Source organism: Listeria monocytogenes (assembly GCF_900187225.1).
Taxonomy (GTDB): domain Bacteria; phylum Bacillota; class Bacilli; order Lactobacillales; family Listeriaceae; genus Listeria; species Listeria monocytogenes.
Map to the genome: position 1 here is coordinate 1,729,274 of NZ_LT906436.1, position 26,790 is coordinate 1,756,063.

The following is a 26,790-nucleotide window of genomic DNA, read 5'->3' on the forward strand; positions in this document are numbered from 1 at the left end:
AATAGAATGTATCAGTTAAAAAATGGTGGACTGGTTTGTGCCATTTTAAACAATAAAAAATTCAGAAAATGGTGATGCAAAATGACAAAAGTGATGATCGTTTATGCCAGCATGACTGGTAATACACAAGAAATTGCCGACATTTTAGGTGAAGAATTAGAAAAATACGATATCGAAGTAGAAATTGAAGAATGTATTTCAGTTGACCCTGAAGATTTACTAGAATATGATGGTGCTCTAATCGGTGGCTATACATACGATGATGGTCAGCTTCCTGATGAGTTCGTTGATTTTTATGAAGATATGGCGGACGTTGATTTTAGCGGCAAAGTTTGCGCTTCTTTCGGCTCTGGCGATACATTTTATGATGAATACTGCTTAACAGTTGATTTAGTTGAAACTCGTCTAAAAGAGCAAGGTGCGACTGTTCCTGTTGCTGGGCTTAAAGTAGACCTTGATCCTGATGAAGAAGATGTTGTTCGCGCCGAAAGCTACGCGAAAACTTTCGTTGAGGCATTAAAAGGATAATCGCAAAGCAAGTCCTCTTTTTCGGACTTGCTTTTTTATTTATTCAAAAATAGCGAAAACAGTAGCGTAGTGGTTGCTTTACCTTATTAATTGAGATACAATTCTCGTATTGAATAAAAAGATTGGAGTGATTAATTATGACAGTATTTAGTGAAAAGTTAGAAAAGTATGCAGAATTGATTGTAAAAGTTGGGGTAAACGTCCAACCTGAACAGAAAGTGGTAATTATGGCTCCAGTTGACGCGGCTCCACTTGTTCGTCTTATTTCCAAATACGCTTTTGAAGTTGGAGCAGAGGATGTCATTATGGATTGGCGCGATGAAGAATTAGGCGCATTACGTTACAAAAATGCTCCACTACGCGTTTTTGAAAGTGCTCCGGTTCACCGTGTTGCAGAAAAAACAGAACTTGCCAAAGAAGGCGCTTGTTTTATCTCCATCACTTCCGAAGATCCGGATTTACTTAACGGCGTGGATAGCAACAAAATTGCGACATTCCAGAAAACAATGGGTGGTGCAATGAGCGAGTTTCGCGAGTTAATGCAAGCAAATGTTGTAAGCTGGACAGTTGTTGCAGCAGCTTCACAAGGATGGGCAGCAAAAGTATTCCCAGATTTAACTCCAGCAGAACAAATGGAAACACTTTGGGAAGCTATTTTTGAAACAACTCGTATTAACACCGAAAACCCGGTAGAAACTTGGAAAAATCACGATCAAACACTTGCTGCAAAAGCAGAAAGTTTAAATGAAAAACAATTTACTTCTTTACATTATACGGCTCCTGGAACAGACCTTACAATTGGTCTTCCAAAAAACCATCTTTGGGTTGGCGCTGGTAGTAAGAATAAAAAAGGACATGAATTTATGGCCAATATGCCAACAGAAGAAGTTTTCTGTTGTGCGGATAAACTAAAAGTGGAAGGTTATGTTTCTAGTACAAAACCACTTAGTTATGCAGGAAATATTATCGATAACTTCAAAATCACTTTCGAAAAAGGTCGTATTGTAGGTGTAGAAGCAGCATCCGGCGAAGAAATTTTGAAAGATTTAATCGCGACAGATGAAGGCTCTCACTATTTAGGCGAAGTGGCGCTAGTTCCAGATCCTTCCCCTATTTCCCAATCCGGCATTTTATTCTACAATACACTATTTGACGAAAATGCCTCTAACCACTTAGCAATCGGTAGTGCGTATGCATTTAATGTTAAAGGTGGCGAAGAAATGTCTCGTGAAGAACTAGAAGCAGCTGGTGTAAACAATAGTTTAACACACGTGGACTTCATGATTGGTTCTTCTGAAATGGACATTGATGGTGTAACCGAATCTGGTGAAGTTGTTCCTGTTTTCCGTAAAGGCGACTGGGCGTTCTAATCCTTTTTTAAAACTTATGCCTTTTGCGTAAAACCCTTGTAGCTTTTGGCTTTCAAGGGTTTTCGTTTGTTTATTTTTTATAAAAGAGAGTGAGGTGCATTGGATGAAATTTAGTACATGGGACATCAATTTAAAAGTAAGGCTTTTTGGGGAAGCGCTACTCGATATTTCTTTTTGGATGGTCTTCCCCTTTCTAACGATTTACTTTTCGGAAAGTATTGGGCGCGAACTGACGAGCCTTCTGCTAATTATCTCGCAAGTGTTGGCAGTCTTCACAGCTTTGCTTGGCGGCTATTTTGCAGATAACTTTGGTCGTAAACGGATGATGAGTATTTCTGTCATCGGAGAAGGCTTTGGCTTTCTTGTTTTTGCAATAGGTGCACTTCATGTTGTGGATTCTCCTTACTTAAGTTTTGCTGGTTTCGCGATTGCGAGTGTTTTTATGGCTTTTTATCAGCCAGCAAGTCAAGCAATGATTGCCGATGTGGTTCCTCCTGAGCATCGGACGCATATTTATTCGGTGTTCTATATGATGATTAATATTGCGGTCGTTATTGGTCCAATTCTTGGCTCGGTTTTATTTTATAATTTCACGACAGAAACACTACTTGCAATTGTTTGCGCGGATTTATTATTACTATTTTTACTGCAAAAATTTGGTCACGAAACAGCCCCTCTTTTAGTTAATCCTGATTTACAAAAAGAAGCGGTTCGAAAAAGTATTGGTGCTGTTTTAATGGAACAGCTAAAAAACTATAAGATTATTTTTAAAGACAAGATTTTCTTTCTTTATATTGTTGCCGGGATTATTGTTTCTCAGTCGTTTATGCAACTGGATTTACTTTTCCCGCTCTATATTAAAGAAGTTATCGGTGCCTCTAACTTGTTCGCATTTCATTTTACAGGTGAGCAATTGTTCGGGGTTATTGTTTCTATTAATGGCTTCTTTGTTGCAGCGCTTACGGTCGTTGTCACTCGTTGGATGAGCCATTTTAGAGAAAAATTTGTCTTTATGAATTCTTCTTTTCTCTATGCGATTGCGATTTTCTTATTTGGTATTTCGACAGGACCGTGGGGAGCGATTTGTGCCATTATTCTCTTTAGCTTCGCGGAACTGATGACTGTTGGGTTACAACAAACTTTTGTTTCCCAGTTAGCTCCAGAAGATAAGCGCGCTATGTACTTTTCTGCTGCTGGACTTCGTTACACGCTGGGTAAAGTCATTGCTCCACTTGCGATTACACTTTCGACTTTAATTGGCTATACTGGCACATTTACTATTATTGGTATTTTAGCGCTCATTAGCGGGCTCATTTATTACTATATGTATTCAGAATTTGAAAAACAGCGGCAAGTTTCCTAATAAAAAACGGCTATCTACTCTGGATAGTCGTTTTTATTTGATTACTTTTTTTACGAAATTTTTACGAAATGCCGAAAACACCTGTCATATCGCCATTTTAAATTACCTTTTCATGTCATCCATGTTTAAATAATGCTTATAAGGTGAAAAAAGTCTATACTGTTAGTTGTACACCTAGAATTTACTCGCTATTTTTAATAGAAAGTTAGGTGTGAGAATGTTTGGAACAACAACTATTGGAATTGATTTAGGTACTGCGAATATTTTAGTTTACAGTAAAGAAAAAGGCATTATACTGAATGAACCTTCTGTGGTCGCGCTAAATACGAATGATGGAACGGTACTTGCGATTGGCCAGGAAGCAAAAGAGATGATTGGTAAAACGCCGACTTCGATTTCTGCTGTAAGACCAATGAAGGACGGTGTTATTGCTGATTTTGATTTAACGAGCGGACTTTTGCGTGAGATTATGCGCCGGATTTCAGTTAGTGGTGTGAGAAAGCCCAATGTGGTCGTTTGTACACCAACTGGCGCAACATCAGTCGAGCGCCGCGCTATTTCAGACGCGGTAAGATCAACTGGTGCTCGTTCAGTCGTTTTAATTGAAGAACCTGTTGCAGCTGCAATTGGTGCTGATTTACCTGTCGCTGAGCCTGTCGCTAATGTGATTGTGGATATTGGTGGCGGCACGAGTGAGATTGCGATTATTTCATACGGTGGTGTGGTTTCAAGCACTTCGATTCGCACAGGTGGCGATCATATGGATGAAGAAATTATTCAATACATCCGCAAAAATTACAACCTTTTAATCGGTCAAACAACAGCAGAACGAATTAAAATGGAGCTTGGTTATGCGCCGATCGAACACGTAACACAAACTGCGGATATCCGTGGTCGCGATTTGCTTACTGGCTTACCAAAAACAATCCAAGTAAGCTCTACGGAAATCCAAAGCGCTTTAGCTGAAACATTACAACGTATATTAGAAGCTATTCGAAATACACTTGAACTTTGCCCACCAGAATTAAGTGGCGATATTGTCGATCGAGGTATTATTTTAAGTGGTGGCGGTTCCCTTCTTCAAGGTTTCCGTGACTGGTTGGTAGAAGAAATTGATGTCCCTGTACATATGGCTCCAAGTCCTTTGGAATCCGTTGCAATTGGCACAGGTAGATCCCTCGTTTTTGCAGATAAATTAGCTAAAAACTAATGGTAGTAAGCATTTAGCTACAATATTTACCCTGTAGCTAAATGCTTTTTTGTCTTGCTGAAAACCCTTATTTCTGGTAAACTTATTTCTGTTGTTTGCCTTTCAAAAGTAAATAAGCCCATATAGTTAAACGGATATAACAAGCCCCTCCTAAGGGCTAGTTCGTGGTTCGATTCCGCGTATGGGCGTCCCAAAAAGCCGAAAGCATTGATTCCTCAAGTGCTTTCGGCTTTTTACAGTCTTTACTTCGAAACTGATCATCGAACTATTATTTTCTGACCGTATACAAAACCCAATTTCCTTTCTCCTTCTCCACTACTTCCCTAAATCCTATTTCTTTTAAGAGAGCTGTTAACGAGGCAGTTGTTTTATATTCGTCCATATGATATTCAATTTTATCTTTTTCAGATGATAGTATAAAAACCGCTTCATTTGACATTACCCGATAGATTTCTTCAAACCCTTTCCTAGGATTATCCCAATACATATGAGTTTGTATAGCATAAACTATATCGAAAAAATCCGCCGGGTAATTCATCAATGCGACGTCTTGTATTGATAGTTTTACTTTTCCGTTATTTATTGCTTTTTTGTTCAAGTTGGTGGCAGTTTTATAAGATTCTTTGGAAATATCAACCCCGTAAATAGTTACATTTTTATTTAGTTCTACAAGGTTTTTAACATTGGAACCCCCACCGTAACCAATATCTAATATATTAGTAGCATCACCCATTTCTGTATTACTAATTGTCCACTTACTCAAATCTTCAAAATAAGATGACCATATTTTCGTAGTGATTTCTCCTATGATTCCACGCGGATTTGCCGCTTGTTCGCTTAAATAGTTAATTAATGGTTTATATAAAATAAAACTCATTCCTAGTATACCTCCCAAAATGATTAAAACTATTTTCTTTCTTTTTGTCATTTTCATCGCATGTAAGTTCCTTTCGCTGGTTCTTTAGTTTTGAAATTTAAGTTTATATATTTCAAAACCATTGTATTATATGCACACTACCCAAGTCAAGAACTTTTGAAATTAATTGGTTTATATTTCAAAATAAGCATTTTTGTGTTATATTATGCTAAAGAAAAAAATTAGTTTTTAGGAAGTGATTAGATTGTGAATAATTATGAAAAAAGAACGCTTAGTAAGAAAACTGCGATTATTGAGGCAGCACTAATTTTATTTGGAAAGCAAGGCTTTACTGCTGTAAGTATTAAAGACATTGCTGCACTTGCAGATGTTTCACAAGTTTCTATTTATAATTATTTTGGAAGTAAGGAAGCGCTCATTGGTGAATGTGCTAGAGTTATCATGCAAGATACCATTGCTTTAGCGGAAGAAATTTTAGCATCAGAAGGAACATTTACACAAAAATTAGAGCGGGCTATCCAGCTTTGTAACACAGAAATAAATCTTTCTTTAAGTAAATTTATATCTAAAGAAGCAAGCAAAGATCAGCAATTCTTAATACTTTTAGTAAATAATATTAATTCGCTAAAAAAAGATATTTATATGAAATATGTTGCTGCTGGAAAAGAAGCTCAAGTCATAGATAATGCCATTTCGGATGAAGTAATTCAACTTTTTATTGATGCGATTAATAGTTTGGGGCTCACAGTTCCCGAGGAGGAGCTTGAGGAAAAACAGGCGGAAATTATTCAGTTGTTTTTGTATGGGTTGATTGGTCAAGGTCGGAAATAGCATTAATCTCTTATTTTACAGATAATAAAAAACCTGCAATCCACTTTATTTGGGATTACAGGTTTTTATTAATTTTTTATTTCTTCTTCTCAACCAATCTAAAATGTTGCCACGGTAGAATAGTATCTAATAAATAGCGCTCTTCTGGAACAATTCGAGCAACGATATTGGTATTGCCGGAGTTTTCCATTTCTTGAAGGGCTACTTGCATTTCGCCTTTGTAGCGTTCATAGCCATTGTTGTCAATTGTTACATCGCCTTTTGCAATGGTGTTTGTGTCATGCGCAGGGAAATCGTGTTGTTTGAAATTAACACGCGTCATTGTTGAACGTAACACGTACTCGGAAGCATCGCCACGATTGAAATGTTTTTGTGTTAAAACGATTTCTTTTTCCACGTCAGTTGCACCATCTAAAAACTCTACTGCTAATTGTAATTCATTACGATTTAATTCACTTAAAGCGCGTAATTCGTCTTCAGAAGCGAACATATTCCCGACAATGACATCATCAATCAGGCCAGTGTTCCAAAGATCTTTTGCTTGAACAGTAATTTCCACTCCGCGATGTTCTTCCATTGTTGGAAGTCCACCGTCTACAACAAACCAAGGGCCAAATTCGCCGCTGTTAGAAGAAACGAATGCTGCTGTGCGTAAGTTTAAGTCTTTGAATTGTTTACTCGTACGCAAGAAATGTTCTCTGGAAAGACCAGTGTATTTTCTTGGATAGAAGTTGTGACAACCAATGATATTTCCTACGTTTGCTTGGTAAGATAGGATACTTTCTACGTAACGAGTACCATTACTGATGTTTAGCTCGATTTTCAAGTCCGTATCATCAAAGGACATTGCTGCCTCTTCGGAACCAGAGAAACCTAAATCTAGGCGTAATCCAGCTAGACCAAGCTCTTTAAAACGATCTAATTCTTTATAAGTGATATTTAACGATTCAAATACAGTGGGATCAACGTCAGCAATAACGTCAAATCCTAATTCTTTTGCTCGTTTGCAAATGGTTTCTAATTTAGCAAATTCAGCTTCGTCATTAGCAGAAATCAAACAAGTAAAAATACGGCTAAAACCATATTTTGCAGCTGTTTCAATGTATTCCAATGATTCTTCAAGCGCTACATGTTGTGGAAATACGGATATTCCTAATTTTCTCATTTAAATCATCCCTTCAAAAGCTTATTTAGAGCGGTATAAATCAACAATTTCCTTCGCTAAGTCTTTAAAAGTAATAGCGTTCATTAAGTGATCTTGCGCGTGAACAAGTAGTAATGATACTTCTGCTTTTTCGCCACGTGCTTCACCTTGAATTAATGAAGTTTGTGAATGATGCGCCTCAAGTAGTGCCGCTTCTGCATTTTTGATTTGCTCATCTGCAACGTCAAAATCCCCTTTTTTTGCCGCTTCGATTGCTAGCATTGCGTCACTTTTAGCGTTTCCCCCGTGTACGATTAATTGCATAATTGTTTGTTCTAATTCCATTGTTTACACATCCTTTTTCATTTATCGAACTTGTGTTTAATTCCTCTTCAAGCAGTCTCGAACTCGAGATTATTTCTCAATCATTGCTAGTGCATCATTTAGCACTTTTTCGCCGTCCATTGTTCCATAGTCAATCCCATTAATGATCGCAACTGGAATACCTAATGGATCCAGTACTCGCTTCAAATTCTTCTCTAAAAAACGAACTTGCGGTGCGAGTAAAACAACATCTACGTTGCCTTTGTACTTGTCGAAATCAGCTTCTGCAACTGCTATAACAGTAGCATCCACTTGTTGTTTTTCGATAGCTTCTGTCATTTTTTTTACGAGCAGACTTGTGGACATACCGGCCGAACAAACTAACATGATGTTATTCATTAATTTAACCTCCTAGTTTGAAAAGCTGCACGTATATATAATATGCAAGATATGTGCCAACTTTTCTTCTAATTTGTTGCTTGCCTACAAAGTTTTTAGCTTACACAAGTAAAAAAGCCAAGTGTGTAAGACAATACACACTTGGCAGATTCCTTTTTCTTAATTTTCTTCCACCTGGTTTGAGAGCATCATCTGTGTTAAATATGCGATTTCTGATTGCGGTATTACGATATCATACTCAATTTCTACGTTTTCCATCATTTGTTGTGTAATTTGCATTTCCACCATATGGTTTTTGGCAAATTCATTTAAATCAGGGAATTCACGGTCGACAGCGCCTAATTTTACGCGTTCGATAAGGAAAGCTAAGTGCAGAATCATACCAATGTCTACACCAGACTCTAGTATAACATTAAGTTGCAATTGCAATTCTGAAATCACTTTTCGTAAAAAGTAAACCAGTTGTTCAGCAGAGCTTACTGCTTGTAGATTTCCTTCTAATGAAGCGATTAATTTTTCGTAAGGTACTTCATCATTTAATATTCTAGAAACAATCCCTAAGCCACCTTCTGATAAAACTTCCAGTGCGCTAAAGAATGGGATATCGCGATATTCAAAGGCCACTGACCCCATGATGGCTAGAATGTTATATTCTTCCATGAGTTGATCGATTCGTTCCCGGAAAGCTTCTTTATGCAAGAATTGTAATACAATAATTTCAATTTTTGTTTCATCAATAATTGGTGCTACGACTTTACGCAACTGTTCGGCTACTCCTTCTCCAGTAAAACAAGTGAAGATAACTGCATTTTTCACGGGTTTAGCGCGTAAGACATGTGCTTTATATTTATTTTCAAATAGTTGCTCACAACTCTGATAAATATCTTCTAAACCACGACCTAGTGAAGCTTTCCGCATCGCTTCCAGTACAACTGGTGTACTTACCATCGTAACGGTTTTTGTACGGATACCTAGTTCTTCGGTCAGCATGTTGCCGAAAGAAGTGAGTGAACCCATATCAGAAAGGATTAGAACGCCTTTGACTGGGTTTAATTTGATGACCGTTTGTTTTAATTTTTCATACATCGCTTTTACTTCAACAGTGAGCGGCATATCAAGGGCAATCCCGCTTTCAATACTCAGTAATTCCTGTACCGTCTCTACCATACTCGTAGCAGTTGAACGGCCATGCATCATCACAATAACTTCGACTTGATTTTCTTGAGAAAGTGACGTATCTACTACTTCTTCTGTCAGAAACATCGTTAAAAATCCAATTTCGTCAAAAGGAATTTCAATACTTAATTCTTGTTCAATCAGTGCAGATAAATCAATAGCTACTTGGAACTCTTTTGGGTATTTTTTGCGAATATTATTTAAATCGGGATGAATGATATGCTTTTGTTCGCGTACCCGTTCGATGGTACTTTGTAAATGTAAAGAGAAAGCAAATTTCATTTTTTCGTTATATTTACGATTTAGTTTTTCTTCTGCCATGGCATATACTTTTTCTGTTAATTCCCAAACAGCAGGTGCAATGATTTCTTTGGCAGTTTGGTGGGTTGGTAACTGGACCATGTAGTTGTGGAAATATTGATCTACATCCACATAAAGCGCTTCTTCTAACTCGCTTTGGTCCTTCCCTTCTTTCATTAATTGGTCTGCTTTTTCTTGGATGGCATGATAAACATCATGAACATCTTCTGTTTCAACAAATTCATCACTCGTATCAACAAATTTAAAAATGGCTTTGTTCACGTCAATCAAACGATTTAATTTTTCTGGTTCGTCTTTTAAGTGGAGTAAACCTTTTTGGACGTGGATAGGCAAGTCATCTTGTTCGATTAATATATAATTAGCCGTTTTGGTTTTATAATGTAAAAATGCTTTGGCACAGGCTAGTTTTAAGTCTCTTTGCAATTGACCGACGTTAGCACTTGCATGATAAAGTAAAAAAGCAATCAACGCTTTTCTGTGTACACGTATGGATTGGTGAAGTCTTGTAGCTTCTTGGTTCAAGAAAAACTCCACTAATTGATAACGTTCTTCCAGATTTCGTTCTGCAAGGGATGGTAAGGTAATTGTCATCGGTATACGTCTTGTGAATGTTTCTAATAAAAAATTATCTGGTGATTCTGTTGTCGCCCCAATAATTTGGACTTGTGCATGATGTACATTCGCACTTTCTCCTAGTGGACGAAATTCTCCTTTATCGATAAAAGTAAAGAGCATTTCTTGACCTTCTGGAGGCAAGCGGTGGATTTCATCAAGGAATAAAATCCCTCCGTCTGCTTTTTTCAGCAAACCTTCGCGCGTTTCTTCTGCTCCAGTATATGCTCCTTTAATTACCCCAAAAATGTGGCCAAATAAAAGTTGCGGATTTTGTGCATAGTCGGCACAGTTAAACGAAACGAATGGCGCGTCAGCCGGAATGGTTTCCGATTCTTTCGCAAATTGATACATACATTCAGCAAAGAGCGATTTCCCTGTACCTGTCCGTCCTAGAATTAAGCTGTGAAGCCCGTTTGGCGGGTATAAAATCGCGGCTTTGGCTTGTTGAATACTTACTTTTAAACTATCTTCTGAACCAATCAATCTTCCAAAAGCAGACTCTTGCATATTTCCCACATGTTGGTTAACTCTTTCCGTTGTTTTTATAGCTTGATAAAATACCGGTTTCCCAGGAAGTTTGTCTATTCTTTTCTCTTTAAAAAGATCATTTAGATAACGACTAGCGTTTGCTCTGTCCATTTGAAGCAATTCTGCGACATCTGCAGCAGATACTTTTTCTTCTTTTTCGTTTAGAAGTTGGAGGACTTCTTCTTTTCTACTAGACATCTACTCTACTCCTTTTTGAAACTCTATGATTCCATTATACCTTTTTAAATGGCATCCTCGCAACGATAAAAATTAACTAAAAAAAGCGCGAATGCTTTCCTATCTATCAAGAGAGAAAAACATTCGACGCATCTTAAGATTTTTTAAAATTGTTTGGTTTTTTGTTGAATTTATTTGGTTTATTACGTGTCGGTTTAGCCGAGTTAGTTGGCTTTTCTTTATGCCCTCCAGCAGCTCCAGTAGGTTTGTCTTTGCGGAACGGCTTCTTCCCGTCGTCTTTTTTACTTTTTTGAACTTGTTTTGGCGGTCTTGATGCTTTTTTAGCGATTTTGTTTTCTGGAACAGCACCGTCAAGAAGCTTCCCTTGATAAAAGCGAACCTGTTTCCCTTTTAAGTTGTGGATGGTTAAATATTGTTTTAATGTTCTTATTTCACGTGGGTTAGCGAAAGTAATAACCGTACCTGATTTACCCATTCGCCCAGTGCGTCCAGAACGGTGTGTGTACTCTTTTTCACTTGCTGCTAAGTCGTAGTGAATCACGTAGGGTAAATCTTCTATATCCAGCCCACGAGCCGCTACATCTGTCACGATTAAATAAGTCAACGTGCCTTTTTTAAAGTCGTCCAGATATTTTTTGCGTTTTTCTTTGCGAATTTCGCCGTGAATTCCAGCTGCTTTTACTTTATCGTAATGCAGTTTTTCTAGCAAAATTTCCATTCGTGGTTTGTCTTTTACGAAAACTAAGCCGCGCATGTCTTTAATATGCGAAATGCGGCGCAGTAAAGTAGCTTTATCACGTGATTCCACATCCATGTATAGGTGTTCCACATTCGTTAATTCTTCTGGTTTTGCGGTTACCTCTAGCATTACTGGTGTGTTTTCTGTTTGTGCAAAAAACATGTCCGGATTTTCTAGTTTTGTCGCGGATACAAGTGTCAATTGGCGATCACGAACAGCACTTTCAACAATCTCAAGTGTACTTTTAAAATTTTCTTGGCGAAGTAATTGGTCACATTCATCCAAAGTAATCGTTTTGATTTCATGCATTTTAATTTTCTTTTGTTTGATTAGTTCAAGTGCGCGACCTGGAGAAGCCACAATAATTTGCGGTTTTTTCTTTAATTTTTCGATTTGACGTTTGACATTGGCTCCTCCGATTAGAGATATCACCGTCAAGTCATCACTTGGTAACCACGAACGGATTACTTCCGTGATTTGCATTACTAATTCATGTGATGGCGCTAAAACAAGCCATTGTGTTTTTGGAATTGCCTCTATTTTTTCAAGGGTTGGCAGTGCATAAGCCACTGTTTTCCCCGTTCCAGTTGGTGATACTGCAAGTACATCTGCACCGTCTTTGATAGGTTGGTACATTGCGCTTTGAATTTCTGTTGGCGTTTCGTAACCATGTTCTTGCCATTTTTCCGCCCAAAAGCTTGGAATATTTGATTCTGTCATAACCCGACTCCTTTATTAGTTCTTCTCTGTATCATACCACGCTTACTGCAAGTCTGCACTTTTATTTAGTATTTTTGTCGCTAGAAAAAAGTAAACAAGAGCCATCAAAAGATTAAAACCCATCTGGATAAAATTAAAATGAACACTTGAAAAAAGGGAATAATAAAAATGGATTTCTGTGCTACTTTTAGGTAAAAAATCTGTTCCGATAGATATTTGAATTGCATTAATTATTACAAAGTAGATTAATGCGCCAATAAAACCAACGCGGAAACCATTGACTGGCACCATACTCAAAGCGGTTGCTAAAAAAATGATACAGGCTAAAGAAAAAGTATTAAGTCCCATCGCTAAAAAAGTGTCAAAAATGATATTTAGTCCTACTGAAAAAGACATCTCCGCGCCACCTATTATCGCCAAGTTAATTATAATTACTAGAACCCCCGCCGTTAGAATAGCCGTTTCTATTAAGACGATGATTAATTTATTCAATAGTATTTTCCAAATAGGTGTTTCTGTTTGAAAAAACAAATAACGGTTTTCATCGTAAATTCCAGATCGAGCTGCTGCCAAAAATAAAAGTAACCAAATGAGTATCCAACTAGCACCAACAAAGCCTATTAAAGCTATGAAAACACCATCGCCGGACGCGAATACAACTCCGTCTATATCTGAATCCATCACAAGCGGTTCTAATAAGCCATTTCCTAATTTAGAAAAAAGACCAATAAGTAAACAAATCAGCCAACCAACAAAAGTAGCAAAAAATATGTAACGATGCGCGTTCCATTCTAATTTCCAGTGTGCTTTAAGCATGCCCAAATACCTCCCGATAGTAATCCATCACTGATTTCCTGTATTCTTCCCGAAGTGTTTCTGTGTCTATTTGCTCTATTATCTTACCTCGTTTCAAGAAGATAATTTCATCAAACATCATTTCCATATCTTGGATTAAGTGTGTTGTGACAACAAGTGTTGCATCTTCTTTAAGGAACGTCGCGATGCTTTTAATTAGGTCATCTCGCGAAATCAAATCAATTTCTGAAAATGGTTCATCCAGCAAATATAAGTCTACATCTCGGCATAGAATAAGTGCCAACATTACTTTTGCAGCATTACCTTTGGATAAATATTTGGTATTTTCTTTTATGTTGATTCCAAACGAACGGATCATTTGTTTTGCTTTTTCTTGGTCAAAATCCGGAAAAAAGCTGTGATAAATTCGAAAATAGTCGCAGATAACCATATTAGGTAAAAAATCTTCACTCGGCAAATAGGCTATTTTGCTGTTTTCTGCTAAGTTTATTGTTCCAGATGTTGGTTTAAGTAGACCTGAAATTGCATTTAACAAAGTTGTTTTTCCCGCACCATTAGGACCAAGTAGCCCAATGATTTTCCCTTTTTGAAGAGATAAGTTAATGTCATTTAATGGTTTTCTTTTTCGATATTTTTTCGTTAATCCCGTAATTGTAATCAGGTTTTCATTCATGGTTGCGGCTCCTTTTTATTAGTAATTCTATTGCTGCTTGGTCATCTAAACCGATGCTCTTCGCTTCTTCTAAAAAGCGTTCTGTAATTGCATCTGCTAACTCTATTTTTAATTGGTCGAAAAGTGCTTTGTCGGAAGTGACGAATGATCCCATCCCTCGTTTTGCATAAATATAACCCGCTCGTTCTAATTCTTGATAAGCACGGCTAACGGTATTAGGATTTACTGCAAGCTGTACGCCCATTTCCCGAACAGAAGGCAACTTATCCTCTCCCTTCCATTCGCCTGTAATCATTTGTTTTTTCATCCAGTCAGAGATTTGACTATAGATTGGTTTATCTGCATGAAAAGTCGGATTCATTGTTAACTCCTTTTTAAACGAAACTAGTGTATTAATTAAATAGTACACTCGACTTTCATTTATTGTCAAGCACAAAAAAACTAGGAATCAGCATGATAGCTTTTTCCTAGCTCTTCAAAATTATTTTTCTGCGTCAAACCAAATATCATTTTGGTGACGAAGTTCGTTGGAGACACGCAATACTTTTAAGCTTAGGTCTGCTAAGTATTCATATGTATCTCGGTCGCTTTGTTCGATAATTCTAGCAAACTCTGCTGCTTCAAATTGCATATCATTGGCTACAACTGGGCCAGCGAGTTCAGTTTCTTCTTTTGTCGCATTATCGTAAAAAGTAATTTTTTCAATTCCAGTTAGAGGATCAACAATTAGCGTTCCTTTTTGACCATAAATTTCGCTTGGCAGGAAGGACTGTGAATTTTTCCCTTGAATGATAGTAATATTGAATGTTGGGTATTCGAGAATTATTGGTCCAAGTCCGTCTACACCAGTTGGTAATTTAGTGGCAAAATAAGTTGCTTTTACAGGTTCACCAAATAGTGTAATCGCTGAGTAAAGTGGATAAACGCCCAAATCAACGATAGACCCGCCAGAAAATTTCAAGGAGAAAATATTTGGTTCTTCCCCGTTTAAAACTTGATCGTATCTGGAAGAATACTTCATGTACGCTAGTGTTGCCCCATGAATAGTACCTACTTTTTTGATGTTTTCTTGTAGCCGTTTGAAGTTTGGCTCTTGAATGTGGCGTGCTGCTTCAAATAAAAAGACATTGTTTTCGCGAGCAATTTGATGCGCATGCTCTAATTCGGCTACGGTAGAAAAAATCGGTTTTTCTACGATAACATGTTTTTTATTTTTCAGTAAGCTAACCGCATGTTGATAATGGAGCGCATTAGGAGAAGCAATGTAGACCGCATCAAGTGCGTCTGATTTGCCCATTTCTTCTATATCTGTGAAATAAGTCAACTCTCCATATTTTTCTCCAAATGCGCGTGCTTTTTCTTCTGTTCGTGAATATACCGCAGTAAGATTCCATTCACCTGAATTAATAGCACCTTCAATAAAAGAATCCGTAATCCAGTTCGTTCCCATAATTCCAAGTTTCATTAGCCAACAGCTCCCTTCATTTTATCTTAAGTATACCTTAAAATAAGGAAAAAAGCGTACTAATTGTTTGAAACAGATGGTCCACTGATTCTAGTAGTATAGATTATTTCGTTTTCAGCTTTTCCGCCTTCAAGGAGTTCCACTAGTTTATCTGCAGCAACTGCGCCCCATTTGTACTTCGAATATTCAATAGTAGCAAGACGTGGAACTAGATATTCACTTATGTCGGTATTATCAAAGCCAATAATTCGCACGTCTTTACCAATTTCTAAATCCGTACCAGCAAAATAACGATACATTCCAATTGCCATGTTATCATTTAGAGCAAACACTGAAACAGGAGCCTTCCAATTTTTGGCGATAATGGACGCAGCTCTTTCACCACTTTCTTCTGAAAAGTCGCCTTCAATAATATGCACTTTTTTATCACCAGACCGAGCAAGTTCTTGTTTCGCCGTTTCGAGTCTGACTTTTGCATCATAGGAATCGTCTGGACCGGTAATGACATAGAAGTCACCCTTAAAATTAGTGGATAAATAATCAATTGCTAGCGTTGCGCCGCCTTTATTATCTAGAAGGACTTGGCTCACGTTCTCATGGGTAAGTTCGCGGTCAAGCACCACTAATTTATGACCACGATTAGCATAGTTAATGATTTCACTAGACGGGAAATTCGCATCTAAAATAATAGCCCCATCAATCATTTTCTCGGGTAAAAATCGGTGTGTTTTCGTACCACTACAAGCAATGAGTTCATATCCATGTTTATATAGCGTTTGCGTTAAACCTTCCAGTAAAGTCCCGTAAAAAATCCCGCCGTAGTTCGTTAAATAGACGCCGATAATTTTTGTTTCTCTTGTTTTTAACGTTCGTGCTGCCATATTGGGAATATAATTCAATTCATTTGCGATGGTCATAATTCGTTTTCGCGTTTTTTCGGTCACTTTCGGGCTGCCATTAAGTGCGTAGGATACTGTTGAAATGGAAACCCCTGCCTTTTTCGCGATATCTTTAATTCCTACCACGTGAATCGCATCCTTTTCTGTTTTCTTTTATTATACACAAAACAACCTTAGAGACGGTTATTTTTTTGAAATTTAATCGTGATTTGTGAACATTTTGTCGTTAAGTTCTTTTTCGGTAAAATTAGTGCTCCAGTTCGGTACAAATTCGCTGCATTTTCAACTGGTTGTTTCTCACCATTAACAACAATACAACCCTCATCTGAACTTTCGAAAGTAAGATCAAGCGGATAATTATCTAGTTCAATATGACATTCTAATCCATCTAATTCCTCAGGTAAAATTGGATCAAAGATAAGCGTCTCTTCCGTTTGACGAATACCAAGAACAGAACTTATTAATTGATGTAAATAGATTCCTGGACCACTAGAATAAATCCTCCAGCCGCCTTTCACTGGAATACTACCTTCTTTCACACGACTAAATTCATTTTGTGCCTGATAGCGATCTAAAAATGCTGCATCAGAACTACTGAAATAAGTATTACTTTGACGAAGTGCCGCATTTGGAACAACTTCTTTAATATTAATTGGATTAATGACATCAAGCATAAGCCAAGCGGATTTATCGCCAATTTTAGCTAAGGCTTCAATATAACGAATATGCGCATGCACGTATTGCAAACCAACCTCTCGGCCGAAATTAGCTGCTTGTTCTGCCCGTTTGAAATGAGTACTTACACCACCAGCATAATGCGCTGGCTCGCTCATTAATCTTACGCCATCAGGATGAAGTAAATGCTCACCGATAATTTCAAAATTACGACTGGCTTGCTTTTTATCGACTAATTCAGAAATCACACTTCTTGTCAGTGGTATTAAGCGATATTTAATGTTCGTCTCTTTATCTTCTGGGTGAATCATCCATACAGGTGCTTTTCCTTCTTCTAAATAAAGGAAACCTGGAATAACATCGGTATCATTTGTCATATATTTCGCAAAGTCCGCTTGAACATTGTTTGCTAACGTCTCGTATTTCTCACCTACTGGTAAAAATGCAGCTAAACGTTTAAATGTTTGATAAGTTAGCGCGACCGTCCAGCTGGACACCATGTTTTTCTTAAGCTGGGCATTAGCTGGTTGAAGTGTATCATCCCAGTCACCATCGCCGTAATTAGAAAGAGCCGTTCCTTTCATAAAGCGTGCTTCGATAGTTTTCACTGCCAGTTTAATGTGTTCAAGAAGAGTCCCTTGCTCTTTCGTAAAGGTTTTCGATTCGCGATCAACATAAGGAATAGCCTCTTCTAAAATCTCTGTATCCCCGCTCATTTCCAAATAATCACCAATAATTTTCAGTGGCCAAACAATAACATCACCGTGGCTTTCTTCTTGCTGAATCGATGTATATTTATCAAACATAAACCATTGTGGCCAATCACCAGTATCTTGATATTGATGAGAAAAAATGGTCAACACTAGCTTACGTAAAACAGCTTTATTGCCCGTTGCAAGGAAAAATTCAAATGGACCTTGACTCACATCACGCGTACCCCAAGCCGCCCCGCTGTATTGCTCTAACCCATGCGGTGAAGCATAGTGCACTAACATTTGGTGCGCATACCAATAAACCGTTAAATTCAGCTTTTCCGCGGTTGTACTTTGGTGATTTAAATGGAACTGTGCAGTTAATTCGTCATAGCTAGCGCGAATTACTTTGTTGTCGGCTTCTAAATCCTCCGTTGGTTTAGAAAATTCATCGGTAAGTTTTGCTTGAACGTGGAAAGTCGCTTTATCACTTGGTTCAAAAACAAACACATCCAAACCTGCTGTTCCCATGTAATCTTTTGCAAAATAACGTTCGTCAGTCAGTTCATTATAAGTTCCATCTACGCGGAATTGAAGCTCCGGATAGGTTTCTAAAATCGGCGAGTCATCTGCAGGGAAATAAGTGACGATTCCGTCTTTAATTTCTTTTTTCACGGTAGTATCGTATTCATTTGTTCCCATAGTTACTTGATTTGTTAAGACTAATTTATATGAGTGACCTTTTTCTGAATGAACAGTGACGAATGCTTCTTTACTGTAAGCTGTTAATGTGGTTTGTACTGTGATTAGGTCGTCATTCCACTGATAATACCAAGTCGAATAATTTGTACTAGTTTCCCAGACAGACGGTACGCTGAGTAGTCGTAGTTCGGAATCTAATTCGATATAAATTCTTAATCCACTTGTTTGAAGAATATTAAGCGGATTACGCGCGTGGCTATTCCATTTGTTCATATTCGTATTTCCAGCAACTAATTGTGATAAAAATGCCCCGTACATGTACGTTGTTGCCGAAAGAGTCGCTTCTGGATTTAAAACATCAATTTTATCAAGTAAAATACTGCCATGCGGCCGTTCTAATTCTGCTTCTTTTTCACGCATCACAACATGTGCATAGTTCGGTGTGAAAAAGGAAAGCAGTGCGGCGTTTTGCTTCTCTTCTTGAATCCGGTCTGGGAATTTCTCTTGAAGCCAGCTGTCAGAAATTGTTTCACCGGTAATTGGTGTTCCTATATGTTTGTTTAATATAGCTTTAGTACTTTTTTGATAGGATTGCTCTGAAATATTACTTTTTAGTTCAGCTAAATTTCCGATTGGTGCTCCAGATGCTTTTGGTTGATTTTCTGTTACATAACCGTAAAAGCTTGTTTCGCCGTGATTAGTAAATAGCTCTGTTTGTATGGAAATTTGAGCGAATTCATATTGGTAGACTCGATTTGGCAATGATTTTTCCTTAAGGTTAGCTAGTTCGCTAGTCAGTTTATAATTAGTCCCATAAATATCAAAACCATCTGTTGCATACCCTACAATTTTCGTTAATGCTCCAATTTGAACTGCTGGAAAACGCTCATTTTGTGGTTGATTTTGGCGGGCTTGAACCGTGAAACCAGTCGCGCCTTCTGTTACATGATAATCAATATATTGCGACATATAAGCTTCATTTGTTCTCACTGCCGCTTGTTCTGCAAGCCCCAAGTCTTGTAAGTAAACAAGATCAAATTCAAAATCCCCATCCACTATGACATCATAAAACCAACCGCGCGTGTGAAAATGCATTTGCACGCTATAACGAAACGGTCCAACTACACCGCGATACTCCACACCATTTTCGTTAAAACCAACTTCAGAATCCTTGTTAAGTAGCGGATAAATTTCTATTTTATCCCCAAAATGCGCGCGCACATATATTTGCGATAAGCGATTTTCTAATGGATTTTGAATCACTTGATTTAGCATAATATCCTTCAATTTTAGCCAAGCAAGCTCCCCGCTCGGATAAAATGCGGCTGATAAATCCGCTTTTTTAATTTCTTTTAACATTGTCACACATATCCACCCACTTCCAGTTCAAAAGCGTCTACATCTTCACTACTAGTTCCAACAAAAATACGGTGAAGTCCCGGTTCCTGCACTTTTTCAAGTTGATGGTTATAGAATGAAAATGCCTCGCTTGTTAATTCAAATGTAACTGTTTTTTCTTCGCCAGCTTGAAGCGCCACTTTTTCAAAAGCTTTTAATTCTTTGACAGGTCGTGAAATGCTCGCTGTTACATCTTGTAAATACACTTGGATTACTTCTTTCCCAGCAATATCACTAATGTTTTTAATGGTTACTTCCACATGTAGTGGTTCGCCTAGATTTAATTCTTTCGGAAGGCTGCTTGTTTTTAACTCGAATTCGCTATAACTTTTTCCGTAGCCAAATGGATAAAATGGTTCATTTGGAATATCAAGATAATGCGACACATAGCGTTCGCCTTTATTTTCCGGTGTTTGTGGTCGTCCAGTGCGTAAGTGATTATAATAAACCGGAATTTGACCAGTTGTTTGCGGGAATGACATGGATAATTTCCCTGAAGGATTACTTGCACCACTTAATAAATCTGCAGTGACACGGCCTGCTTCTGTTCCTGGGAACCATAATTCAAGAAGAGCATCACTAGATTCAGCTAACTCTTTCACTTCGAGTGGTCTACCATTAAATAATGTAATAACAACTGGTTTTCCTAATGTTTGGACGAATTTCGCTAATTCATATTGCGCTTCCGGCAAGCGTATAGTAGCAAGACTTCCTGCTTCTCCGCCCCATTCATTTTTTTCACCTAGCGCAAGCACGACAACGTCCATATTCTGTACTGCCGCTTTAACTGCCACTGTGTCTTCATCCGAAAATTCAGTGTACTCTGTTGAAATGACCTCTACTGTTTCAAATACTTCACGCAAACCTGTTTCAACATTGATGCCATCTTTTTCTTCGCCGTATACATTCCAACCACCGAGAATATCAGGTGATGTAGCAAGTGGGCCAACTAAAGCAATTTTTGTTTTTGTATCTAACGGAAGTATATGGTTTTTATTTTCTAATAAGACAGCTGATTCAACACCTGCAGCACGTGCTTTAGCGCGACTTTCATTCGTTAAAATATCTTTTGCGCGATTAGTTTCTTTTAAGCCACGGTACGGATCTTCAAATAGTCCTAAATCATTTTTCAAATGTAACATACGTAGAACAGCTTCATCGAGAAGGCTCTCGGATAATTTTCCTTCTTCAATTAAACCTTTTAATTCATGGATATAACAAGTAGTCATCATTTCTAAATCAACGCCTGCTTCCATCGAAAACTGTGCGGCTTCTTTAGGATTTCTTGCTGTTCCGTGATTAATTACTTCGGCAACAGCGCCCCAGTCAGAAATAAGAACTCCGTCAAAGTCCATCTCACCTCGCAGAACATCACGATTTAACCATTTATTCATCGTAGCTGGAACCCCGTCTACCACATTAAATGCAGTCATGACTAACTTAGCTCCTGCTTGAATTGCCGCGTGATAAGCAGGTAAATAATTCTGATATAATTCGCGTGTTGACATATTGACCGTATTATATTCCAGACCAGCCTCCGCCGCCCCGTATGCCGCAAAATGTTTCACGCATGCTGCCATCCGCTCGAAATTTCCATCTAATTTACTCGCATCACCTTGATAGCCGTCAACCAGTGCTTTTCCAAGTTCACTATTTAAAAATGGATCTTCACCAGTTGATTCCATTACACGACCCCATCTTGGGTCCCTAACTAAATCAAGCATTGGCGAAAAAGTAACATGATGACCGTCTGCTGTTGCTTCAAGCGCCGAAACTTCCGCCATCACGCGCACCGTTTCCCGGTCAAAAGAACAACCAAGTGCAAGTGGGATTGGAAATACCGTTTTATACCCGTGTATAACATCCGCCATAAAAACAAGCGGAATTCCTAGTCGATTCGTTTTTAAATAAGCTTCCTGAATACCAATCATATCAAGCGCCGAACTTGATCCAAGCACCGAACCCGCATTTTCAGTATGCGCATCCGTTAATTTCATTTCTTGAAGAAGCGGCCCTGTTAGTTCTGCATTTTTGTTTGTACCTTTAAAAAGAAAAGGCGAAAGTTGAAGACATTGAGCGATTTTTTCATCTAAAGTCATTTGACTAACTAATTCTTGTACTTTTTCTTGTTTCATAGGAACCTCCTGCACACATTTTTCGAAACGTTTCTATTCAAATATAACAACAGTATAAGCGCTTTCTTTTCTTTAGTCAACCAAAAACAACATTCACATGGTGAAACGGTCCTTTTTTTCAATTTCTTCTATACTATCTCGTTTTCGTAAAAGTTTATCCAGAAAAAATTTTATATCCATAAAACCATTGGTATACAATGTTTAAACCTAATAAACAAAAAATATAATAGCAATTCACTTGAAACCGATTACATAATATACTATAATAACCTTGTCGAAACGTTTCTATGAAATATTGTGTATGTGAATTGATTTTCACAATTTGCTTCATCCCGTACGGCGCGCAAGTTCTGTACAACAGTTTTTATTCTTTAACAGCTTTTAGTTAATCAAGTTGCTTTGAAAAAAACAAAAAATGGAGGAAAAATCATGAAGAAAAAGATGTTTGTCGTTTTAGCTTTAGTGTTGTCGCTTAGTTTAGTATTAATGGCGTGTGGTGGGTCAAAGGATGATGCTAATTCCGGCGATTCTAAAGTATTAAATGTTTGGGCTATGGGCGATGAAGCCAAGTCACTAAAAGAACTCGCACAAAAATTCACGAAAGAAACTGGCATCGAGGTCAAAGTACAAGTTATTCCTTGGGCGAATGCACATGATAAATTACTTACAGCCGTTGCTTCTAAATCTGGCCCCGATGTAGTCCAAATGGGAACAACGTGGATGCCTGAATTTGTCGAAGCTGGCGCATTACTTGATATTACAAAAGATGTCGAAAAAAGTAAAAATATGAACTCTGATTTATTTTTCCCTGGTTCAGTGAAAACAACTCAATTTGATGGCAAAACTTACGGTGTTCCGTGGTATGCGGAGACTCGCGTGTTATTCTACCGTACAGATTTATTGAAAAAAGTTGGTTATAATGAAGCACCAAAAACATGGGATGAATTATCTGATGCAGCGTTGAAACTTTCTAAACGTGGGAAAGATATGTATGGCTTTGCAATTGATCCAAACGAACAAACTACTGGTTTCATTTTCGGACGTCAAAATGGCTCCCCTCTTTTCGATAAAGACGGTACGCCAGTATTCAATAAAAAACCTTTCGTAGATACAGTTACTTATTTAGATAGTTTCATTAAAAATGGTTCCGCTCCGGATACTGACCTTGGTTTAGATGCTTCTCAAAGCTTTGGCGGCGACGGCATTGTGCCAATGTTCATGAGTGGTCCTTGGATGGTAAATACGCTGAAAGACACTGCCCCTGACATTGACGGAAAATGGGCGACTGCGGTATTACCTAAAAAAGAAAATAACGAATCAAGCCTTGGTGGTGCTAACCTTTCCATTTTCAAATATAGTGATAAGAAAGATGATGCTCTGAAATTCATGGACTACATGAGTCAACCTGACGTTCAATTATCTTGGTTGAAAGATACTAACTCCATGCCAGCTCGTATGGATGCTTGGGAAGATGATATGCTGAAAAACGATCCTTACTACAAAGTATTCGGTGAACAAATGAAAACAGCTGAACCAATGCCACTTATCCCACAATTTGAAGAAATCGCTCAATTATACGGAAAATCTTGGGAACAAATTTATCGCGGTGGTGCAGATGTACAAACACAAATGGATACATTTAACGATCAAGTAGAAACCCTTCTTAAAAAATAACGAATAAAAAGGGCAAATGATTCTAGTCTGCCATTTGCCCTTTTAGAATGGAACTGATGTTATGAAACAATTTTTAAATAAAAACACGCCATATTTGTTTATTTCGCCAGCACTGTTTTTACTTCTTCTGTTTTCTCTACTTCCGATTTTGCTTGCTTTTGTCATTAGTTTTACAGATATCGATTTAGTCGGGCTTGCCGATTATTCTAAGATTAACTTTATTGGGATAGATAATTACGTCAATATTATGCAAGACCCGGTATTTTTAAAATCTATTTTTAACACGCTTTTCTATGTAGTTATTGGCGTTCCACTGGTTATCGTTTGCTCGCTTGGGATTGCGCTGATGATTAACTTCTCGCAAGCGAAGATTTTCCAATTTTTCCGGTTAATCTTTTACACTCCTTCGATTACAAACGTTGTCGCTGTAGCAGTTGTTTGGAGTTACTTATATAACCCGCGCTTTGGTTTACTTAATTATTTACTTTCATTTTTAGATCTCGGACCTGTTCCTTGGTTACAAGATCCAACGATTGCGAAACTCTCGCTGATTATCCTAGCTGTTTGGCGGGCAATCGGTGTCAATATGATTATTTTCTTAGCGGCACTTCAAGGGATTCCGCGCGAATACTACGAAGCTGCCTCGCTTGATGGTGCAAATAGTCGTCAACAATTGTTTAAAATTACCGTTCCAATGCTTCGGTTTGCGATTTTCTTTGTAACCGTAACGACAATGATTGGTTGGTTGCAATTCTTCGAGGAACCGTTCGTCATGACAGAAGGCGGGCCGCTCGATAGCACGAACTCAGTCGCCCTATTTATCTATCAAAATGGTTTCCAATTAAGTAAGTTTGGTTATGCTGCTGCTGGATCGTTTATCTTGTTTATCGCAATTATCATCATTACGATAATTCAATTCCGTATTCAGCGTAAAAATAATGGCGGGGATATTTAAGAGAGGAGTGTTATAAATGAATCAATATAGACAAAAATCGCGCGGCGCTCAAATTGCCGTAATTACAATTTTAACCGTTGGCGGATTCTTTATGATTTTACCGTTCATTTGGATGGTTCTCTCCTCTTTGAAAACGGATGCTGAAATTTTAAAAATCCCACCTACTATTTGGCCAGAAACATTTACACTAGATAATTTCACCAAACTATTCACTGAAATGGACTTTGCTATTTACTTGAAAAATACATTAATCATTGTATTCTTCTCGTTTTTCGGTTTATTTTTAAATGCGATGGCGGGTTACGGCTTTGCTAAATTTAAATTTAAAGGGAAAAACAAGTTATTTTATCTTGTCCTTGCTACGATGATGATTCCCGGACAAGTAACAATGATTCCGGTTTACTTGCTGCTTAATGCGGCTGGGTTAACGAATACCATGACAGGGATTGTACTTCCAGGACTTGTTGGTGCTTTTGGGATTTTCTTATTCCGTCAATTTATGTCCACCATATCCGACGATTTACTTGAAGCAGCAAGACTTGATGGCGCTAGTGAATTTTATATTTTCTGGCGGATAGTTATCCCAATTTCTCGACCCGTTCTTGCCGTTCAAGGGATTCTCACATTTATCGCTGGTTGGAACTCGTTCTTATGGCCGTTAATCATTGCCAACGACGAAAAATTCTACACCCTATCAGTTGGCCTTCAATTATTAAAAGGTCAATATGGCAGCAACTATGCCTTACAAATGGCTGGAGCAACCTTCATGGTTATTCCAATTATCTTGATTTTTATGACTTTCCAAAAATATATTTTAAAAGGCTTCAACGTTTCTGGAATGAAATAATTAGTCAAAAAAGAGCTTACCCTTTTAGGATAAGCTCTTTTTTATTATGGTAAAAATGTTTCACCCATCAAGTAAAAGTCTACTTCACGAGCTGCTTCTCGTCCTTCTGCAATCGCGGTTACAACTAAACTTTGACCGTGACGCGCATCTCCGCAAGCGAATACGCCCTCTTCACTAGTGCGGTAAAATCCTTTGGCTGCATCAATCGTATGACGATCTGTTTTTCCTACACCAAAGTTTGTAAAAATATCTTCAGTTGTTCCTGCAAAACCAATCGCGATTAAAACCATATCTACTTCAAAGTATTTTTCGCTTCCTTCTACAGGTGTATATTTTCTTTCTGCCTTATTTTCTTCTACTTCTACAGTATGCAATCCAATAAGATTTCCTGCTTCAACTTTTTCAAAAGAAGTTGTATTAATAAGGTACTCACGTGGATCTCTTCCATACACTGCTTCCGCTTCTTCGTGCGCATAATCCATTTTGAAAACACGTGGATATTGCGGCCAAGGGTTTTCGCCATCACGCAATTCAGGTAGTTTATCTTGAATACCAAATTGATAAATACTTTTTGCGCCTTGTCTGAGCGCAGTTGCCACACAGTCAGCACCTGTATCTCCACCACCGATAATCACAACATTCTTTCCTTTAGCAGAAAGTGTTTGTACCCCGCCGTTATCCAGATTATCACGCGTACTTTGCGATAAATACGGAACAGCGAAGTGAATCCCAGCTGCATCACGTCCAGCAAGTGGGATATCGCGCGCATTCCCTGCTCCTGTTGCAAGAACGATAGAATCATACTCTTCGCGTAGTTCTGCAAAAGTAACATCTGTCCCTGCCGCAACACCTGTGACGAATTCGATTCCTTCTTCCGCCATCAAGTTCACTCGGCGCGTTACTTGTTCTTTTTCCAGTTTCATCGTTGGAATACCGTACATTAATAACCCACCAATGCGATCACTTTTTTCAATGACCGTTACGCTATGGCCAGCTTTATTTAATTGATCGGCGCAGGCAAGTCCAGCCGGTCCTGATCCAATCACAGCAATTCGTTTACCGGTACGTTTTTTAGGAGGAGCCGGTTTAATCCAGCCTTCTTCAAAACCTCGGTCAATAATCGCTTTTTCAATGGATTTAATCCCTACAGCAGGTTCCGAAATAGCCACCGTACAGCCACCTTCACACGGCGCCGGACAAATACGACCAGTAAACTCTGGAAAATTATTTGTTTTTAAAAGTAGTTGTAACGCTTCATACCAGTCACCCCGGTATACGGCGTCGTTCCACTCAGGAATTAAATTATGCAATGGACAACCTGATACGCCATTTTTAATTTCCATCCCTACGCTACAAAACGGCACACCACAATCCATACATCGAGCGGCTTGTATTGTTAAATCTGCTACCGGCATTGGTAAACTATATTCGTTCCAGTCACGTGTCCGACTTTTCGGATCACGTCCTGGAGAGGGAATTCGGTCATATTCCATAAATCCAGTTGCTTTTCCCATGG

The 26,790-nt window shown here is 38.2% G+C and carries 21 protein-coding genes, 1 tRNA gene and 1 pseudogene; 9 read left to right on the forward strand and 14 right to left on the reverse strand.

Features of this window, described 5'->3' with window-relative positions; all coding sequences use genetic code 11:
- Window positions 1-81: 81 nt before the first annotated feature.
- The 5 genes and pseudogenes from CKV70_RS08815 to CKV70_RS08835 all read left to right on the forward strand — a co-directional run bounded on the left by CKV70_RS08815 (window position 82) and on the right by CKV70_RS08835 (window position 4,659).
- Window positions 82-581 (forward strand): annotated as a pseudogene (locus CKV70_RS08815) (flavodoxin).
- An 84-nt stretch (window positions 582-665) separates the two neighbouring features.
- Window positions 666-1,898: an aminopeptidase gene (locus CKV70_RS08820; RefSeq protein WP_003733120.1), complete on the forward strand. Its 1,233-nt coding sequence runs from the start codon at window positions 666-668 to the stop codon at window positions 1,896-1,898.
- 103 nt (window positions 1,899-2,001) lie between these two features.
- The gene (locus tag CKV70_RS08825) at window positions 2,002-3,261 is read left to right on the forward strand and encodes an MDR family MFS transporter (protein ID WP_003728251.1); all 1,260 of its coding nucleotides are present in this window, start codon (window positions 2,002-2,004) and stop codon (window positions 3,259-3,261) included.
- A gap of 217 nt (window positions 3,262-3,478) precedes the next feature.
- A complete protein-coding gene (mreBH, locus tag CKV70_RS08830) occupies window positions 3,479-4,471 on the forward strand; it encodes a rod-share determining protein MreBH (RefSeq protein ID WP_010989790.1) in 993 nt (330 codons plus the stop codon).
- 116 nt (window positions 4,472-4,587) lie between these two features.
- Window positions 4,588-4,659 (forward strand) — tRNA-Arg (locus tag CKV70_RS08835).
- A gap of 80 nt (window positions 4,660-4,739) precedes the next feature.
- Here the strand turns inward: CKV70_RS08835 and CKV70_RS08840 are convergent.
- The gene (locus CKV70_RS08840; protein WP_003733121.1) at window positions 4,740-5,405 is read right to left on the reverse strand and encodes a class I SAM-dependent methyltransferase; all 666 of its coding nucleotides are present in this window, start codon (window positions 5,403-5,405) and stop codon (window positions 4,740-4,742) included.
- A 189-nt stretch (window positions 5,406-5,594) separates the two neighbouring features.
- On the opposite strand from CKV70_RS08840, the gene CKV70_RS08845 reads away from it, so the two are divergent.
- A complete protein-coding gene (locus CKV70_RS08845; RefSeq protein ID WP_009926120.1) occupies window positions 5,595-6,179 on the forward strand; it encodes a TetR/AcrR family transcriptional regulator in 585 nt (194 codons plus the stop codon).
- A 76-nt stretch (window positions 6,180-6,255) separates the two neighbouring features.
- On the opposite strand, the gene CKV70_RS08850 is transcribed toward CKV70_RS08845, so the two are convergent.
- The 12 genes from CKV70_RS08850 to CKV70_RS08905 form a co-directional block, all read right to left on the reverse strand.
- Window positions 6,256-7,344: a DUF871 domain-containing protein gene (locus tag CKV70_RS08850; protein ID WP_014930969.1), complete on the reverse strand. Its 1,089-nt coding sequence runs from the start codon at window positions 7,342-7,344 to the stop codon at window positions 6,256-6,258.
- Window positions 7,345-7,365: 21 nt separating this feature from the next.
- Window positions 7,366-7,668: a PTS sugar transporter subunit IIA gene (locus tag CKV70_RS08855; RefSeq protein ID WP_003722196.1), complete on the reverse strand. Its 303-nt coding sequence runs from the start codon at window positions 7,666-7,668 to the stop codon at window positions 7,366-7,368.
- A 69-nt stretch (window positions 7,669-7,737) separates the two neighbouring features.
- A complete protein-coding gene (locus CKV70_RS08860) occupies window positions 7,738-8,046 on the reverse strand; it encodes a PTS sugar transporter subunit IIB (RefSeq protein WP_003722197.1) in 309 nt (102 codons plus the stop codon).
- A 159-nt stretch (window positions 8,047-8,205) separates the two neighbouring features.
- Window positions 8,206-10,884, reverse strand: coding sequence for a sigma-54-dependent transcriptional regulator (locus CKV70_RS08865; protein ID WP_003722198.1), 2,679 nt, complete (start codon window positions 10,882-10,884; stop codon window positions 8,206-8,208).
- A gap of 133 nt (window positions 10,885-11,017) precedes the next feature.
- Window positions 11,018-12,343 carry a DEAD/DEAH box helicase gene (locus CKV70_RS08870; protein WP_014600913.1) on the reverse strand — a complete coding sequence of 442 codons (1,326 nt, stop codon included), beginning with the start codon at window positions 12,341-12,343 and terminating at the stop codon, window positions 11,018-11,020.
- A gap of 42 nt (window positions 12,344-12,385) precedes the next feature.
- A complete protein-coding gene (locus CKV70_RS08875) occupies window positions 12,386-13,159 on the reverse strand; it encodes a hypothetical protein (protein WP_003722200.1) in 774 nt (257 codons plus the stop codon).
- Window positions 13,152-13,832 (reverse strand): ABC transporter ATP-binding protein, encoded by a 681-nt coding sequence (locus tag CKV70_RS08880; protein ID WP_003722201.1) that lies wholly within the window; start codon window positions 13,830-13,832, stop codon window positions 13,152-13,154. Before CKV70_RS08880 ends, CKV70_RS08875 begins: the two co-directional genes overlap by 8 nt.
- Complete coding sequence (locus CKV70_RS08885; protein ID WP_003733123.1) at window positions 13,825-14,193, reverse strand: GntR family transcriptional regulator; 369 nt, start codon at window positions 14,191-14,193, stop codon at window positions 13,825-13,827. The genes CKV70_RS08880 and CKV70_RS08885 overlap by 8 nt, the downstream gene beginning before the upstream one ends.
- 120 nt (window positions 14,194-14,313) lie before the next feature.
- Window positions 14,314-15,297, reverse strand: a complete 984-nt coding sequence (locus CKV70_RS08890) for a Gfo/Idh/MocA family protein (protein WP_014600914.1) — start codon at window positions 15,295-15,297, stop codon at window positions 14,314-14,316.
- 59 nt (window positions 15,298-15,356) lie between these two features.
- Window positions 15,357-16,322: a LacI family DNA-binding transcriptional regulator gene (locus CKV70_RS08895; protein ID WP_003722204.1), complete on the reverse strand. Its 966-nt coding sequence runs from the start codon at window positions 16,320-16,322 to the stop codon at window positions 15,357-15,359.
- Between the two features lie 47 nt (window positions 16,323-16,369).
- Entirely contained in the window at window positions 16,370-19,630 is a 3,261-nt protein-coding gene (locus CKV70_RS08900; protein WP_014600915.1) for a 1,2-beta-oligoglucan phosphorylase, read from the reverse strand.
- Window positions 19,627-21,798 (reverse strand): glycoside hydrolase family 3 N-terminal domain-containing protein, encoded by a 2,172-nt coding sequence (locus CKV70_RS08905; RefSeq protein WP_014600916.1) that lies wholly within the window; start codon window positions 21,796-21,798, stop codon window positions 19,627-19,629. Before CKV70_RS08905 ends, CKV70_RS08900 begins: the two co-directional genes overlap by 4 nt.
- A gap of 429 nt (window positions 21,799-22,227) precedes the next feature.
- On the opposite strand from CKV70_RS08905, the gene CKV70_RS08910 reads away from it, so the two are divergent.
- The 3 genes from CKV70_RS08910 (at window position 22,228) to CKV70_RS08920 (ending at window position 25,274) form a co-directional block, all read left to right on the forward strand.
- The gene (locus tag CKV70_RS08910) at window positions 22,228-23,472 is read left to right on the forward strand and encodes a sugar ABC transporter substrate-binding protein (protein ID WP_012951757.1); all 1,245 of its coding nucleotides are present in this window, start codon (window positions 22,228-22,230) and stop codon (window positions 23,470-23,472) included.
- A 61-nt stretch (window positions 23,473-23,533) separates the two neighbouring features.
- Window positions 23,534-24,427 (forward strand): carbohydrate ABC transporter permease, encoded by an 894-nt coding sequence (locus tag CKV70_RS08915; protein WP_003722208.1) that lies wholly within the window; start codon window positions 23,534-23,536, stop codon window positions 24,425-24,427.
- 16 nt (window positions 24,428-24,443) lie between these two features.
- On the forward strand, window positions 24,444-25,274 hold the full coding sequence (locus CKV70_RS08920; protein WP_003722209.1) for a carbohydrate ABC transporter permease: 831 nt from the start codon (window positions 24,444-24,446) through the stop codon (window positions 25,272-25,274).
- Window positions 25,275-25,318: 44 nt separating this feature from the next.
- Here CKV70_RS08920 and CKV70_RS08925 read toward each other — a convergent pair whose 3' ends face one another.
- The gene (locus tag CKV70_RS08925) at window positions 25,319-26,788 is read right to left on the reverse strand and encodes a glutamate synthase subunit beta (protein ID WP_014930974.1); all 1,470 of its coding nucleotides are present in this window, start codon (window positions 26,786-26,788) and stop codon (window positions 25,319-25,321) included.
- Window positions 26,789-26,790: the final 2 nt, after the last annotated feature.

Bases quoted from the DNA above. Each gene is read 5' to 3' on its own strand.
- CKV70_RS08820 (WP_003733120.1), top strand. From the start codon at position 666: ATGACAGTATTTAGTGAAAAGTTAGAAAAGTATGCAGAATTGATTGTA.
- CKV70_RS08825 (WP_003728251.1), top strand. From the start codon at position 2,002: ATGAAATTTAGTACATGGGACATCAATTTAAAAGTAAGGCTTTTTGGG.
- mreBH (WP_010989790.1), top strand. From the start codon at position 3,479: ATGTTTGGAACAACAACTATTGGAATTGATTTAGGTACTGCGAATATT.
- CKV70_RS08840 (WP_003733121.1), bottom strand. From the start codon at position 5,405: ATGAAAATGACAAAAAGAAAGAAAATAGTTTTAATCATTTTGGGAGGT.
- CKV70_RS08850 (WP_014930969.1), bottom strand. From the start codon at position 7,344: ATGAGAAAATTAGGAATATCCGTATTTCCACAACATGTAGCGCTTGAA.
- CKV70_RS08855 (WP_003722196.1), bottom strand. From the start codon at position 7,668: ATGGAATTAGAACAAACAATTATGCAATTAATCGTACACGGGGGAAAC.
- CKV70_RS08860 (WP_003722197.1), bottom strand. From the start codon at position 8,046: ATGAATAACATCATGTTAGTTTGTTCGGCCGGTATGTCCACAAGTCTG.
- CKV70_RS08865 (WP_003722198.1), bottom strand. From the start codon at position 10,884: ATGTCTAGTAGAAAAGAAGAAGTCCTCCAACTTCTAAACGAAAAAGAA.
- CKV70_RS08870 (WP_014600913.1), bottom strand. From the start codon at position 12,343: ATGACAGAATCAAATATTCCAAGCTTTTGGGCGGAAAAATGGCAAGAA.
- CKV70_RS08875 (WP_003722200.1), bottom strand. From the start codon at position 13,159: ATGCTTAAAGCACACTGGAAATTAGAATGGAACGCGCATCGTTACATA.
- CKV70_RS08880 (WP_003722201.1), bottom strand. From the start codon at position 13,832: ATGAATGAAAACCTGATTACAATTACGGGATTAACGAAAAAATATCGA.
- CKV70_RS08885 (WP_003733123.1), bottom strand. From the start codon at position 14,193: ATGAATCCGACTTTTCATGCAGATAAACCAATCTATAGTCAAATCTCT.
- CKV70_RS08890 (WP_014600914.1), bottom strand. From the start codon at position 15,297: ATGAAACTTGGAATTATGGGAACGAACTGGATTACGGATTCTTTTATT.
- CKV70_RS08905 (WP_014600916.1), bottom strand. From the start codon at position 21,798: ATGAAACAAGAAAAAGTACAAGAATTAGTTAGTCAAATGACTTTAGAT.
- CKV70_RS08910 (WP_012951757.1), top strand. From the start codon at position 22,228: ATGAAGAAAAAGATGTTTGTCGTTTTAGCTTTAGTGTTGTCGCTTAGT.
- CKV70_RS08915 (WP_003722208.1), top strand. From the start codon at position 23,534: ATGAAACAATTTTTAAATAAAAACACGCCATATTTGTTTATTTCGCCA.
- CKV70_RS08920 (WP_003722209.1), top strand. From the start codon at position 24,444: ATGAATCAATATAGACAAAAATCGCGCGGCGCTCAAATTGCCGTAATT.
- CKV70_RS08925 (WP_014930974.1), bottom strand. From the start codon at position 26,788: ATGGGAAAAGCAACTGGATTTATGGAATATGACCGAATTCCCTCTCCA.